Raw genomic sequence first — 13,702 nt, 5'->3', positions numbered from 1 at the left:
GGCCTTATGATTATCCCCTTGCCCGATACGACGACGCGCAAGATCTCTAAGAAGCTTGTAGAGATGCAGGAGCACTACACGCTCACGACCGGCCGGGTCCTCACGCTCATCGTCATGACCGAAGAGGGCGATGACCTGGACAACCTGCTCGCATCGGTGCGCGATGCCTCCCACGAGCACCCTTCCCGTGTCATCGTCATCGCTACTGGAAATCTCGACGAGGACACTCGGCTCGACGCCGAGTTGCGCGTCGGTGGCGAAGCGGGTGCCTCGGAGATCGTCGTCATGCACCTGCATGGCGCCCTCGCGGATCAGGCAGAAGCGGTAGTGACTCCACTGCTTCTTCCCGATACACCAATCGTGGCGTGGTGGCCTACGGCATGCCCGCCGTCCCCGTCCTCTGTTCCGATCGGTGCGCTGGCCCAGCGCCGTATTACCAACGTTGCCTTCGGCAGTGGAGTCGATCAGTACGACCTCCACGTGCTCTCCTCTGGCTATAAGCCCGGAGATTCCGACATGTCGTGGGGTGCCATCACCCTCTGGCGCGGTATCGTCGCTTCGGCCCTCGACAGGTTCCCGCACGAACCGATCACCTCTGTGAAGATCTCCGGTGCCGAGCACCACGCCGCCGTCGACTTTGCTGCCGGCTGGCTTCTCGACGCCCTCTCCGTCCCCGTTACCCGTACTGTGTCGGACTGCGCGGCGGGTACCTTCCCGATTACCTCGGTGGTTTTCCAACGTCCCACTGCCGATGTTAGCGTCACTGTCGTTGACCCTGCGACAGTGAAGGTCAGTGTTCCGGGCTCCCCGGAATCACTCGTTAGCCTCGCGGTGCGTTCCGAAGCAGAAGTGCTTTCGGAAGAACTCCGCCATCTCGATGCGGATAAGACATACGCTCACGCTCTCCGCGCCTTAGCCCGCGTGGACTACAGTGTGTAGGCATAATCATTTCATCGTTTCCTAGTCTCATCATTCAGAAGGATCTTTCTGCACCATGGTCACGCTTCGCCGCGTTAGCGACATCGACGAGCTCATATCCTCCGCCGCACTCGCCTTTATTGAGACGGTTGCGGCGATTCAAGCCCCAGGCGGCGGCCTCCACAAGGATGGTGTCGCCCGCGTCGTGCTCACCGGTGGCGGAGCAGGAATCGGCATGCTGCGCGAGCTGGCACGGCTTCACGACGCCGCTCAACAGCAAGGCAGCGACTACCCAGCATTGGCTGTGGACTGGACGCGCATCCATGCTTTCTTCGGCGATGAGCGCAACGTGCCGGTAAGCGATCCGGACTCTAACGAGGGCCAAGCCCGTGAGGCTCTCTTGGCACACGTGGATATCCCGGAGCGCCACATTCACGGCTATGACTTGGGAGCCGTATCCATGGAGCACGCAGCACAAGCCTATGAGGGCGAGATCCGTGACTTTGCGCCGGAAGGCTTCGATATTCACCTGCTGGGCATGGGTCACGAAGGCCACATTAACTCCCTGTTCCCGCATTCAGAAGCGGTCTATGAAGACACCGACTATGCCTTCGCGGTCCACGACTCCCCCAAGCCGCCTTCTGAGCGCGTTACGTTGACTTACCCGGCCATCAACCGCTCCCAGCGCATTTGGTTCCTGGTTTCCGGTGAGGAGAAGGCCGAGGCTGTCTCCCACCTCGTGGCTGGCGCTGCGGCTGAGGACTGGCCGGCCGCAGGTGCTCAGGGCACTGAGGAAACGCTGCTGTTCTTAAGCGACGATGCCGCGCAGCGTCTCTAACAACAGCTCCCCGGCGGCTTCTCTAGGGCCGCCAATGAAAACTACAACGCCGCGTCCTTCACCTTTATTGGAGGAGGGACGCGGCGTTTGGCGTATGTGCGGCGGGGCCGAAAGACCTTTTAGCTATAAGCCTGCAGAAGGTTCAGAGCCACGATGCAGGCAAGCCAGATAACCACCATGACCACGGTGTAGCGGTCAAGGTTCTTCTCTACCACGGTGGAACCAGAGAGGTTGGACTGCACGCCGCCGCCGAAGAGGCTCGACAGGCCACCACCTTTACCTTTGTGCAGCAGCACGAAGATAGTCATCAAGATTGCGGCAATCACGAGGAGGATTTCCAGTGCCAAGATCATGAAGTAGTTCCTTGTTTACGCGTATGTACAGTGAGTATGACGCGCGTTAGTGAATCACCGTGGTGAGCCACCGTCACGCGTGGAAAAAAGGGCGCGAAGACAGCGCGCGCAATAATCCTCGATGATACACCACGTGACGGGCCAGAAACTATTCCGACCCGCCACGGCAGGATGCGGGGAGATTAGGCGCCCTGGGCGGCGTTAGCCGCCAGCTTTGCGAACTCCTCGCCCTTGAGGGAGGCGCCGCCGACGAGACCACCGTCAACGTCGGGCTTGCCCACGATCTCCGCGATAGAGTCCACCTTGACGGAGCCGCCGTAGAGGATGCGGATGCCTTCGGCAACCTCGTCGCCGCCGAGCTCGCGGACGAGCTGACGAATAGCTGCGCACACTTCCTGTGCATCCTCAGCGGAAGCAACCTTGCCGGTGCCGATAGCCCAGACAGGTTCATAAGCGATGACGGTCTTTGCCAGATCCTCAGCGGACAGGCCCTCCAGGGAGTTGCGGGTCTGGGTCACCACGTAATCGACGTGAGTGCCCTTCTCGCGGACATCCAAGGGCTCGCCGACACACACGATGGGGCTGATACCGTTGGCCAACGCCGCTGCGGCCTTTTCTGCGACGAGCTTATCCGTTTCGCCGTGGTACTCGCGGCGCTCGGAGTGGCCCACCACTGCCCAGGAGCAGCCCAGGGCGGAGAGCATCTTGCCGGATACCTCACCGGTGTAGGCGCCGGACTCGTGCTTGGAGATGTCCTGCGCGCCGTAGGTGAACTGCAGGTCGTCGCCGTCGACAAGCGTCTGGACCGTGCGAATGTCGGTGAACGGGACCATAAAAGCCACGTCGACCTTTTCGTAGTATTCCTTCGGCAAGGAGAAAGCGAACTTCTGCAGGGAGCCGATAGCTTCCTTGTGGTCGAGGTTCATCTTCCAGTTACCAGCGATAAGCGGGGTACGTGCCATGATTAGCCTTTCTCGAAGTCAGACTGTGTTGAGAGGATGGTTGATTAGGATTCCAGGACCTTGACGCCCGGCAGCTCCTTGCCTTCCAGGAACTCCAGGGAAGCACCACCACCGGTGGAGATGTGGGAGAAGCCGTCCTCGTCGAGGCCGAGCAGTCGGACGGAAGCTGCGGAGTCACCGCCACCCACGACGGTGAAGGAACCATTCTTGGCCGTGGCATCGATGATGGACTGCGCCACACCTGCGGTGCCCTTGGAGAAGGCTTCCATCTCGAAGACACCCATCGGGCCGTTCCAGAAGACGGTCTTGGAGGAAGCGATGACCTCATCGAACTTCTTCACCGATTCCGGTCCGATATCGAGGGACATCCATCCCTCCGGGATACCGTCGAGGCCCACAACCTTATTTTCTGCATCGGCATTGAACTCGGTGGCAGCGACGAGGTCGACCGGCAGGACGATCTTGTCGCCGAAGCGCTCCAGCAGCTCCTTGCAGTTGTCGATCTGGTCTTCCTGCAGCAGGGAGTTCTGGACGTTGTAGCCCTGTGCTGCCAGGAGGGTGTAGCACATTCCGCCGCCGATGATGACGTTGTCGGCCTTACCGGCAAGCGCCTCAATCACACCAAGCTTGTCGGATACCTTGGCGCCGCCAAGAACGACAACGTACGGGTGCTCTGGCTTCTCTGCTACCGCCGCCAGGGTTTCCACTTCCTTCTGCACGAGCTTGCCGGCGTAAGCAGGCAGGCGCTTAGCCACGTCGTACACGGACGCCTGTGCGCGGTGAACGACACCGAAACCATCGGAGACGAAAGCACCGTTGTCTGCAGCCAGAGCGACGAGTTCGTCAGCGAAGGCGCCGCGCTCTGCCTCGTCCTTCGAGGTCTCGCGTGGATCGAAGCGGACATTCTCCAGCAACAGGACATCGCCCTCGTTGAGACCGTTAGCGCGCTCGTGGGCGTCCTCGCCGCTGACATCCCCGGCGAGGGCGACATACTGATCCAGTGCCTCAGACAGAGCTTCTGCTACTGGGGCCAGCGAGTACTTCGGGTTGACCTCGCCCTTCGGGCGGCCCAAGTGCGCCGACAGGATGACCTTCGCACCGCCTTCAATCAAGGCCTTGATTGTCGGCAAGGAAGCGGTGATGCGGCCGGAGTCGGTGATGTTTCCTTCATCATCAAGTGGGACGTTGAAGTCAGAACGGACGAGGACGTGGCGGCCGGAGACGCCTTCTGCGAGCAGGTCGTCCAGAGTCTTGAAAGCCATGATGTTCTCCTTAAAAGTAGGTACTCAAGCTAAAGGTTAATGCTATTCAATGGGAAAGCGTGCTGGTTCCTTATAAACGACTATCGGCCCAGCGCACGCCACGAAATTATGGAGGGTGAGGCGTGGCGCATGGGCCGGTGTCTAGCCTGTGGAGCTGTCACAGGCGATCACAGCTTGGTTCACTGTGGTCATTCTAAAGAGTCAGCTTTAGAGCTTGGAGGCAACCAGGGAGGTGGTGCGCACGAGCTGGCTGGTGTAACCCCACTCGTTGTCGTACCAGCCAAGGACCTTGACGAAGTTGCCGTTGGAAACCTTGGTCATGCCCGCATCGAAGATGCAGCCGTGGGAGTCGGTGATGATGTCGGTGGAGACAATCGGATCCTCGGTGTAACCCAGGGTCTCGCCGAACTCGCCGGTGGCGGCTTCCTTGATAGCAGCGTTGATTTCCTCAGCGGTGACGTCGCGGGATGCCTGGAAGGTCAGGTCCGTGGCGGAACCGGTGATGGTCGGAACGCGCATTGCGTAGCCGTCGAGCTTGCCCTCCAGCTCTGGGAGAACCAGGGAGACGGCCTTTGCTGCACCAGTGGAGGTCGGAACCATGTTGACGGCTGCGGCGCGGGCGCGGCGCAGGTCGCGGTGCGGAGCATCCTGGATGCGCTGGTCACCGGTGTAGGCGTGGATGGTGGTCATCAGGCCCTTCTCGATACCGAACTTCTCGTGGAGGACCTTGGCCATCGGGGCCAGGCAGTTGGTGGTGCAGGATGCGGCGGAGATGACGTTGTGCTTCTCAGCGTCGTACTCATCGGAGTTAACGCCGTAGACGAAGGTTGCGTCGACGTTCTTGCCCGGAGCAGAGATGATGACCTTCTTGGCGCCGGCCTCAATGTGAGCCTTGGCGGCCTCACCATCGGTGAAGAAACCGGTGGACTCGATGACGATGTCGACGTTGTGCTCGCCCCAGTTCAGGTTCTTCGGATCGCGCTCTGCGGAGACTGCAATCTTGTGACCGTTGACGGTGATGGACTCGTCGTCGTGCTGGATCTCACCGTCGAAGCGGCCCAGAACCGAGTCGTACTTGAGCAGGTTGGCCAGGGTTGCGTTGTCGGTCAGGTCGTTGACTGCGACGACCTCGAGGTCATTGTTGCCCTGTGCGACTGCACGGAAGAAGTTGCGGCCGATGCGGCCAAATCCGTTGATACCTACGCGAATGGTCACTGTAATGTCTCCTCAAATAATCGAGTGAAGTTCTATCGTGGGGGCTTCCGAGACTTTGTCTTTATAGGCAGTGCGGTGGACCGTTCTTGCGGAACCGTTGCCCCTGCCACTTCCGTGACGTGCTCGGTGGTTTTCCCAACACGGCCGATAGTACCCACGGTTTCTGCATCCCGCAGTGCTCCTGCCGGTCCCCAACGCGAGTGGTCGCACGAGGCCAAAAAGAGGCGTATAGTGGTTGGGCCGTCGCAGAGAATTTGAGACAACCCTCGAGCTATACACCTGCAGTTATGCCCGTTTGTGTGGGATTATGTTGGGGACTTTCACTGCGGGGTGGGATATCTCACTAAAGCAAAAAAGAGCGGATTAATCCAAAAAGAAATGCGGCAACAGCCGCACGGAAATCGGGCGTGATACCCCGTCTAATGCCCGAACGGGCACGAGTAACTAGGACTCTTCGAAAAGATCCTCGGTGACGGCCTTCGTAGTATCTGGGACCCCAAGCTCCTTGGCACGCTTGTCCGCCATAGACAAAAGGCGCCGAATACGCCCGGCCACCGCATCCTTAGTCATAGGCGGATCAGCCAAGCGGCCGAGCTCTTCCAAAGAGGCCTCACGATGCTGCACGCGCAAGCGGCCGGCATCCGCGAGATGCTCCGGAACGTCATCGCCCAAGATGACCATCGCGCGTTCGACGCGTGCTGCAGCCGTCACGGCCGCGCGGGCAGAGCGGCGCAAGTTGGCATCATCGAAATTATCGAGACGGCGAGACGTATCGTGGGCTTCTCTCTGGATCCGCTTCTTTTCCCATGTCAGGCGCGTCTCTTGGGCGCCCATACGGGTCAGCAGCGCGCCAATGGCATCGCCGTCGCGCACGACGACGCGGTCCGCGCCGCGCGTTTCCTTTGTCTTCGCCGCCACGCCCAAACGGCGCGCGCAGCCGACAAGAGCGAGTGCAGCCTCCTGGCATGGGCAGGTCACCTCAAGCGCTGAGGAGCGGCCCGGTTCGGTCAAGGAACCTTGCGCCAAGAAGGCGCCGCGCCAGGCTGCTTCATTATCGGCTACAGAACCAGAGATGACTTGTGGAGGCAAACCCACCACGGGGTGGCCGGAGCGTGTTACCAAACCAAGGCGTCTGGTCAGTTCCTTGGCACCGGTGGTGATGCGCACTTGCACGCGACTCTTCTTGGACGAAGCCGCGGGTCCAGCGACGTGGGTGCTGGCGGAAATCGAATAGAGCTCATCGAGTGCGGTGACGAGGCGGTTCGCTACGCTCTGCGACTCCAGTTCCACCTCGTACATCACGCGGTCCCCGGTGATGTGGAGTTCGCCAGCGAACCTGAGGATCGCGGCAACCTCCGCCGCGCGGGCGGACTGGCGCGGCACGGACACCGCCGTAAGTTCCTCCTTGACCTGATCGGTCAATGACGCAGACACCTCGTGCCTCCCCTTTCAACTCGTGGACGTAGCGCACCGCGCAGATTGGCGTGGGCGAGACGCGGCGGTGAACGATGAATGCCCCATAGTCTATCGCGCGCTTAACCGCGATGAGCGTCTGGGGCTCCCGCTGTGCCATCGCGATTGGCGGCATACTCGGCGTAAAGCTCGGTGAGCACCTGCGCCAGCTTGTCTGGGCAGTGCTTATTAATCGACCTTCCGTCCTCATCGTATTGGCACACGTCTCGGAAGACTGCCGTAGCGCCCAGAACACTGGCGGCGCGCTGAACAAAGACGCGCTCCGACTCGTTCGGAAGCCCGGATGCATCAACGATAACGCGGTCTACCCGCAGGCTCGGGGCGTGCTGCGCTAGGACATGCAGGTGGCGCTCGGCAGAAAAACCTTGGGTCTCACCCGGCTCAGCAGAAAGATTGAGCACCACCACGCGGAGAGCATCCGACGAGGTAATCGCGTCGACGATATCCGGCACCAGGACGTGTGGAAGAACGGAACTAAACCAGGAACCAGGACCTAGGGTGATCAGGTCCGCGTCGTGCAGCGCGCTAATAGTTTCCGGGTTGGCCCCAGGCTTCTCCGGAATGATGCGCACCCGGCGCACCTGCCCCACGGTCGATGCAACAGCCACCTGGCCGCGAACCGAGCGAATGATACGGGGGTCGTCGTCAAGCCCAGAAACATCCGCCTCAATCTCCAGAGGTAAGTTCACGGCTGGCAGTACCCGGCCGGCCGACTCCGTTAAGCGGGCAACGGCATCGAGAGCCGCCTGGAAATCCCCCAACACCTCAGTGAGTCCAGCGATGAGGAGGTTGCCCACGGCGTGGCCGGCCATCGCTCCGGTGCTCTGGAAGCGATGCTGAAGCGTCTCAGCCCACAGCTGGCCATCCTCCGTATCACTGGATAAAGCGGCGAGCGCCATGCGCAAATCACCTGGCGGAATAATGTCCATCTCGCGGCGCAACCGGCCGGAAGAACCGCCGTCATCGGCCACGGTGACGATGGCAGAGATTGCCTCCGCGCCCGTGCGGCGAGCAGCGAGCAAGGTTTGATAAAGACCATGGCCGCCGCCCAGGCTAGCCATGTGGAGTGGGAGAGTCGTCACGTAAGTACTAGCTTTCAGTCATGTAATAAAAGGAATGAATACGAATCTTCTCGATACGTATCGCGCCTAGTCGCGGGCGATGTCTCGGTGCAGGGTGCTCACGTCCAAGTCTCCGCGCTCGCTAAGGCGGCGGGCGATCTCTTCCGTGACGGCCACGGAACGGTGGTGCCCACCCGTGCAACCAATGCCTACGGTGATGAAATTCTTCCCCTCGTGGCGATACCCCGTGAGCATCGAGTCCAACATGTCGATGAAGCGCTCGATAAAAGGCTCAGCGGCGTCTTGGGACAGAACGTAATCCGACACCGGCTCATCGGTGCCTCGGTAGCCCCGCAGTTCCGGTACCCAGTAAGGATTGGGAAGAAAACGGACGTCGACGACAAGGTCAGCGTCCCGCGGAGAACCATGCTTGAAGCCGAAGGACTGGAGCGTGACGTGCTGGCGTTCCCCGCGCATGTCACCGAAGGCAGCCTCGATGGCACGGCGTAGGTCATGAACAGACAGGTTCGTCGTGTCGATGATAATGTCCGCACGCTCACGAATGGATTGCACGGCGGCGCGCTCGCGTTGGATGCCCGCTTTCAGCGTTTCACCGTCCTGCAGCGGGTGCGTGCGACGCACCGAATCGAAGCGGCGAATCAGTACGTCATCGCGCGCATCGAGGAAAAGCAGGGTCGGCTTCATATCCAGCTGCTCTAGTTCATCCAAGGTTTCTGCCAAAGAACCAGGGAACATGCGGGAGCGTACGTCGGTGACCGCGGCGATCTTCGTAACTGGAGAATCCGGACGTGCACACAGCTTCAAGAGGTCAACGATGGCCTTCGGCGGGATGTTGTGGGCGACGTAGTAGCCCTTATCCTCCAACACTTTTGCCGCCGACGTCAGGCCGCCGCCCGACATGCCGGTAATCAAAATGGGCGGAGAATCAAACAACGTCATGGCCTCCATTCTTACCACTTAAGTGGTTGCCACGGTAGGAATCCGGTCTAGGAATACGGTGGGAATCCCTCCTAAGAGTCGTGAAGGTGATCAAAGACGGTCTGAGCTAGTTTGGGACCGAATCCCTTCACCTCAGCAATGTCCTCCACGCTTGCGTCCTTGAGCTTCTTTACCGAGCCGAAGTGCTTCACTAGGTCCGTGCGACGCTGCGGCCCCAAGCCCGGGACCGCGTCGAGGACGGAGGAGCGCATCCGCTTTGAACGCTGCTGGCGGTGATAAGAAATAGCTACGCGATGGGCCTCGTCGCGCAGGTGCTGGAGTAGAAATAGCGCCTGCGAATTGCGCGGTAGAATCACCGGTTCGTCATCACCAGGCACCCACACCTCCTCCAAACGCTTGGCCAGACCGATGAGTGTTACATCGACGATGCCGAGCTCATCAAACACAGCTTGCGCGGCTGCCACCTGCGGTGCGCCGCCATCAACGATGAAGAGCTGAGGCGGATAAGAGCTGCGTTTGGTCTGGCTCGCCGCCTCTTCGCGCACCAGCTCCTCAGCGAAGGTGGTGTTCTCTAGCTCTTCGTAAGGCACTGCCCGCTTATCGTCATGGTGATGCTTAAACCGGCGGCGGGTGACTTCGGCGATGGAACCGACATCGTCCGAGCGGCCATCGCCCGCCGCTTCCTTGATGCGATAACGCCGGTAGTCGGACTTACGGGGCAGCCCATCCTCGAAAACCACCAGGGAGGCCACAACATCGGTGCCCTGAATGTGGGAGATATCCGTGCACTCGATGCGCAACGGCGCGGAATCCATGCCCAGTGCTTCCTGCAGCTCCTGGAGTGCGGCGGAGCGCGCAGTGAGGTCGCCAACACGCTTGAGTTTGTGCTGTTTCAGTTGCTCCTTGGCATTGCGCTCGACGGTCTCCATCAGCGCGCGCTTATCCCCTCGCTGCGGAACGCGCAGATCGATCTGGGCGCCACGCAGCTCCTCCAAAACGATCTTGACCTCATCGGCTTCATCGGGCAGTTCCTGGACCAAGATCTCCCGCGGAATAGCGTTTCCACGATGCTCCTCGGCATGGGATTCCTGGTCCACTCCCCTACGCTCCAACTTCGCGTCTTCTTCAGCCTCTAGGCGCTGGCGTTCCGCTGCGTCGGAATAGAACTGAATGAGGAAGTTTTGGATCAAAGCCGGAAGACCAGGATCTGGCTCGCCTTCGCGCACCGCGTCAGTCGTTGCCTGATCTCCGGAACGCTCCACAACCCAGCCGCGCTGCCCGCGGATGCGTCCCGAACGCACGTGGAAGATCTGGACTGCGGCTTCCAGTTCATCCGAGCTAAACGCAATGAGGTCCGCATCCGTGCCATCAGGCAACACCACTGCCTGCTGCTCCATCAACTTGTCGATGGCACCCAAGTCATCGCGCAGGCGGGCCGCCAATTCAAACTCCAGGTTCTCCGCGGCCTCCTCCATGCGCTGCGTGACCCGCTTGCGAACGGGTGCGGTGTTACCGTTCATGAAGCTGATGAGTTGGTTAACCGTATCGCGATGTTCTTCCGGGCTAACGCGGCCGATGCAGGGGGCATCGCACTTGCCGATATACCCCAGCAAACAGGGCCGCCCCAAGCGCTCGTGGCGATTGAACACACCCTTGGCGCAGGTACGCATTGGAAAGATGCGAGTGAGAAGATCCAGGGATTCACGCACCGCCCAGGCATGGGAATAGGGACCGAAATAGCGCACGCCTTTGCGGCGTGGGCCCCGGTAGAAAAACGCACGTGGAATGGTCTCCCCAACGGATACCGCGAGCATGGGATAAGTCTTATCATCGCGGTACATCACGTTAAAGCGCGGATCGAAGCGCTTAATCCACGTGTACTCCAGCTGCAGCGCTTCCACCTCGCTGGCCACCACGGTCCATTCCACCGAGGCCGCCGTCAGCACCATCTGGCGAGTGCGCGGGTGTAGTTGAGTGATGTCCTGGAAGTAGTTGGATAACCGTGCCCGCAGGTTCTTTGCCTTGCCCACATAGATGACCCGGCGGTTCTCATCGCGGAACTTATAAACGCCCGGATCTGTAGGGATGCTTCCGGGCGCGGGACGGTACTGAGCGGGATCAGCCACTAGTCATCCTGCGGCATGTAACGGGCTTCTAGGTCGCGGAAAGAGCGGACATTGGTGATCACGTCGTCCTTGTCGCCCGACTGTAGGGCCCAGACCGGCACGTATTCAAAGTCCGGAAGCTCGATGCGCGCCATGCGGGAGCCTTCGGGGAAGGACAGTCCGTAGATGACCTGCCACGGATAGAAACGGGTTCCCACGATATTGCGGACCTCCACCCCGTCGGAGTTCGCGCGCAGCCGCGGGCGGGTCAGCGCTAGCCAAGACAAAATGGAAATCACCACGCCGACGCCGGGGAAAGCGAACTTATCAATCGTCGTCACCGTCGCGCCGGTAAAGGACAGACCCACCGTAAAGCCCATGAAAAGGTGCGCGGCCATAACGAGAATGATCCAGATGATGGCCACCTTGCGCAGGTAGGGAGAGGTAACTTCATACTCCCAGGGTTTGGACGACGTCTGGGCGAAAGGATCCGCGCTGGTATAGGCCAGCATTTGCTCATCGCTCATGCCGCGTCCTGGTCCCCCGGCCGCCATCGACGCAGCCGGCTGCGAAGCTGCGGAGGACTGGTTGGCATGGGCCGACTGTGCCCGCTCTTCGTGCCCGGAAGGCACCTGTGAGTCCGTCATCGAGTTTTCCATCTCCTCATCACTCCGCTGAGGCAGGCCACTCCCCCTGCCGGATACGCCAGGCGGCGTGGTTGCACTTGGCAGCCTACTTTTGGTTTGACTCGTTCAGTGTACGCAACGTGTGCACGGTTTCTAAAGCTGCGTGCATGGCCTCGGCGCCTTTATCCTCTTCAGAGTCCGCAAAGCCGGCGCGATCGACGGCTTGCTCATAGTCGTTGACCGTCAGAACTCCATTAGCCACTGGGGTCGATTCATCGAGCGCGATGCGCGTCAGGCCCTGCGTCACGGAATCGCAGACGTAATCAAAGTGCGGGGTACCACCACGAACAACGCAGCCCAACGCAACCACGGCATCATGGGTGCGCGCGGCGGCTTGGGCCACGACGGGCAGTTCGAGGGCCCCGACCACGCGCAGGGGCGTGACCGCGGCGCCGGCGGCTTCGGCAGTCTCGAGCGCTCGACGATGCAGCTGATCACAGATCTCTGCGTTCCACGTTGCGGTAACGACGGCGACGCGGATACCTTCCCCGGAGACATTGTTCGGGGTGGGCAGGCCTTCCTTGCTCATAGTGTGCTCCTTGTGCTCAAAGCTTGATACTCAATGCGTGATGGTTAGGGGCGCTGAAGCGCTTTATCCCCAACTCTAGGAGTGTTTCTGATCCCATTCGGCTACCTGGGGCAGATCATGCCCCATCCGGTCACGCTTGGTGCGCAGATAGCTGATGTTCTCCGCTGTGGCGGGGGTAGCCAGCGCTGTGCGCGCGGTGGCATCAATGCCGAAGCCTTGCAGCCCCTCGCCCTTGTGCGGGTTATTGGTCAAGAGGTTGACGGACTTCACGCCGACGTCGCGCAGGATTTGTCCGGCCACGGAGTATTCGCGTGCATCCTCCGGCAGGCCCTGCTCCACGTTGGCATCAACGGTATCGAGGCCTTCGTCCTGCAGGCGGTAGGCCTTGAGCTTGTTGACCAGGCCAATTCCGCGCCCCTCCTGTCCACGCAGGTAGATGACGATACCGCGTCCCGCTTCTTGCACCGCACGGAGGGATTCCTGCAGCTGCGGACCGCAATCACAGCGCTGGGAGGAAAAGACGTCACCTGTAAGGCACTCAGAGTGAACGCGAACGGGTACATCCTCCGCACCGCTATAGCTCTCCACGTCACCGACGAAGAGGGCGATGTGCTCGCGCTTGTCGACGTCATTCGAATAACCTACCGCGCGGAACTCGCCGTACTCGGTGGGCAGGCGAGTTTCGACTTGGCGGTGAACCTGCTGTTCGTTGTGGCGACGCCACTCGATGAGCTGCTCAATGGAGATCATCGTCAGCCCGTGGGCGTCGGCAAAGCGGCGCAGCTCCGGGGAGCGCGCCATGTCCGTGGGATCCTCTTCAGAGACGATCTCACAGAGCACGCCAGCTGGGCGAAGGCCTGCCAAGCGAGCCAGATCGATGGCGGCTTCCGTGTGCCCGTCACGTTCGAGCACGCCATTCGGGCGCGCGGCGAGCGGGACCACGTGTCCGGGTCGGGTAAATTCCGAGGGCTTAGAGGAGGAATCGGCCAACCTGCGGATAGTTGCGCAACGCGAGGTGGCAGAGATACCAGTGGAACCATTAGCCAAGTCCACCGTGACGGTGTAGGCGGTCTGCCGTACGTCCTGGTTCACCGCGAACATCGGGGGTAAGTTCAAACGCTCGCAGTCTTCTGGGAGCAGCGGTGCGCAAATGTAGCCGGAGCTGTAGCGCACCATAAAAGCCACGAGCTCCGGGGTGGCGAGCTCAGCGGCGAAAATGAGGTCACCTTCGTTCTCGCGGTCCTCATTGTCCACGACGACGACCGCCTTGCCGGCCGCGATGTCCGCGATGGCTTGGTCGACGCTATCTAAACTAAAAGCTGAATCTGCAGCGCTCATAA

General features: G+C 60.6%; 13 protein-coding genes. 2 read left to right on the top strand and 11 right to left on the bottom strand.

Going from position 1 to position 13,702, the window contains the following annotated elements; genetic code table 11:
- Nucleotides 1-6 precede the first annotated feature (6 nt).
- Together HWX44_RS01595 and pgl are read left to right on the top strand one after the other, a co-directional pair.
- Nucleotides 7-939 (top strand): glucose-6-phosphate dehydrogenase assembly protein OpcA, encoded by a 933-nt coding sequence (locus HWX44_RS01595; RefSeq protein ID WP_046649108.1) that lies wholly within the window; start codon nt 7-9, stop codon nt 937-939.
- 55 nt (nt 940-994) lie between these two features.
- Nucleotides 995-1,756, top strand: coding sequence for a 6-phosphogluconolactonase (gene pgl, locus HWX44_RS01590; RefSeq protein ID WP_175972919.1), 762 nt, complete (start codon nt 995-997; stop codon nt 1,754-1,756).
- A gap of 119 nt (nt 1,757-1,875) precedes the next feature.
- On the opposite strand, the gene secG is transcribed toward pgl, so the two are convergent.
- The 11 genes from secG to HWX44_RS01535 form a co-directional block, all read right to left on the bottom strand.
- Complete coding sequence (gene secG / locus HWX44_RS01585) at nt 1,876-2,109, bottom strand: preprotein translocase subunit SecG (RefSeq protein WP_046649106.1); 234 nt, start codon at nt 2,107-2,109, stop codon at nt 1,876-1,878.
- A gap of 182 nt (nt 2,110-2,291) precedes the next feature.
- The gene (tpiA, locus tag HWX44_RS01580; protein ID WP_046649105.1) at nt 2,292-3,071 is read right to left on the bottom strand and encodes a triose-phosphate isomerase; all 780 of its coding nucleotides are present in this window, start codon (nt 3,069-3,071) and stop codon (nt 2,292-2,294) included.
- Between the two features lie 44 nt (nt 3,072-3,115).
- On the bottom strand, nt 3,116-4,333 hold the full coding sequence (locus HWX44_RS01575) for a phosphoglycerate kinase (protein WP_046649104.1): 1,218 nt from the start codon (nt 4,331-4,333) through the stop codon (nt 3,116-3,118).
- A 207-nt stretch (nt 4,334-4,540) separates the two neighbouring features.
- Nucleotides 4,541-5,548 (bottom strand): type I glyceraldehyde-3-phosphate dehydrogenase, encoded by a 1,008-nt coding sequence (gene gap / locus HWX44_RS01570; RefSeq protein WP_046649103.1) that lies wholly within the window; start codon nt 5,546-5,548, stop codon nt 4,541-4,543.
- Between the two features lie 444 nt (nt 5,549-5,992).
- The gene (gene whiA / locus HWX44_RS01565; protein WP_046649102.1) at nt 5,993-6,982 is read right to left on the bottom strand and encodes a DNA-binding protein WhiA; all 990 of its coding nucleotides are present in this window, start codon (nt 6,980-6,982) and stop codon (nt 5,993-5,995) included.
- A gap of 101 nt (nt 6,983-7,083) precedes the next feature.
- Nucleotides 7,084-8,082 carry a gluconeogenesis factor YvcK family protein gene (locus tag HWX44_RS01560; protein ID WP_175972981.1) on the bottom strand — a complete coding sequence of 333 codons (999 nt, stop codon included), beginning with the start codon at nt 8,080-8,082 and terminating at the stop codon, nt 7,084-7,086.
- 87 nt (nt 8,083-8,169) lie between these two features.
- Nucleotides 8,170-9,051, bottom strand: coding sequence for an RNase adapter RapZ (gene rapZ, locus HWX44_RS01555; protein ID WP_070511748.1), 882 nt, complete (start codon nt 9,049-9,051; stop codon nt 8,170-8,172).
- 62 nt (nt 9,052-9,113) lie between these two features.
- The gene (uvrC, locus tag HWX44_RS01550; RefSeq protein ID WP_175972918.1) at nt 9,114-11,168 is read right to left on the bottom strand and encodes an excinuclease ABC subunit UvrC; all 2,055 of its coding nucleotides are present in this window, start codon (nt 11,166-11,168) and stop codon (nt 9,114-9,116) included.
- Nucleotides 11,168-11,794 (bottom strand): PH domain-containing protein, encoded by a 627-nt coding sequence (locus HWX44_RS01545; protein WP_175972917.1) that lies wholly within the window; start codon nt 11,792-11,794, stop codon nt 11,168-11,170. The genes uvrC and HWX44_RS01545 overlap by 1 nt, the downstream gene beginning before the upstream one ends.
- Nucleotides 11,795-11,879: 85 nt before the next feature.
- The gene (gene ribH, locus HWX44_RS01540) at nt 11,880-12,362 is read right to left on the bottom strand and encodes a 6,7-dimethyl-8-ribityllumazine synthase (protein WP_046649097.1); all 483 of its coding nucleotides are present in this window, start codon (nt 12,360-12,362) and stop codon (nt 11,880-11,882) included.
- A 75-nt stretch (nt 12,363-12,437) separates the two neighbouring features.
- Complete coding sequence (locus HWX44_RS01535; RefSeq protein WP_175972916.1) at nt 12,438-13,700, bottom strand: bifunctional 3,4-dihydroxy-2-butanone-4-phosphate synthase/GTP cyclohydrolase II; 1,263 nt, start codon at nt 13,698-13,700, stop codon at nt 12,438-12,440.
- Between the last annotated feature and the right edge of the window lie 2 nt (nt 13,701-13,702).

This window comes from Corynebacterium sp. Marseille-Q2823, assembly GCF_903645345.1.
Lineage (GTDB): Bacteria > Actinomycetota > Actinomycetes > Mycobacteriales > Mycobacteriaceae > Corynebacterium > Corynebacterium hiratae.
The sequence above is the reverse complement of the archived record's forward strand: the minus strand, read 5'-3'. Positions and strand labels throughout refer to the sequence as shown.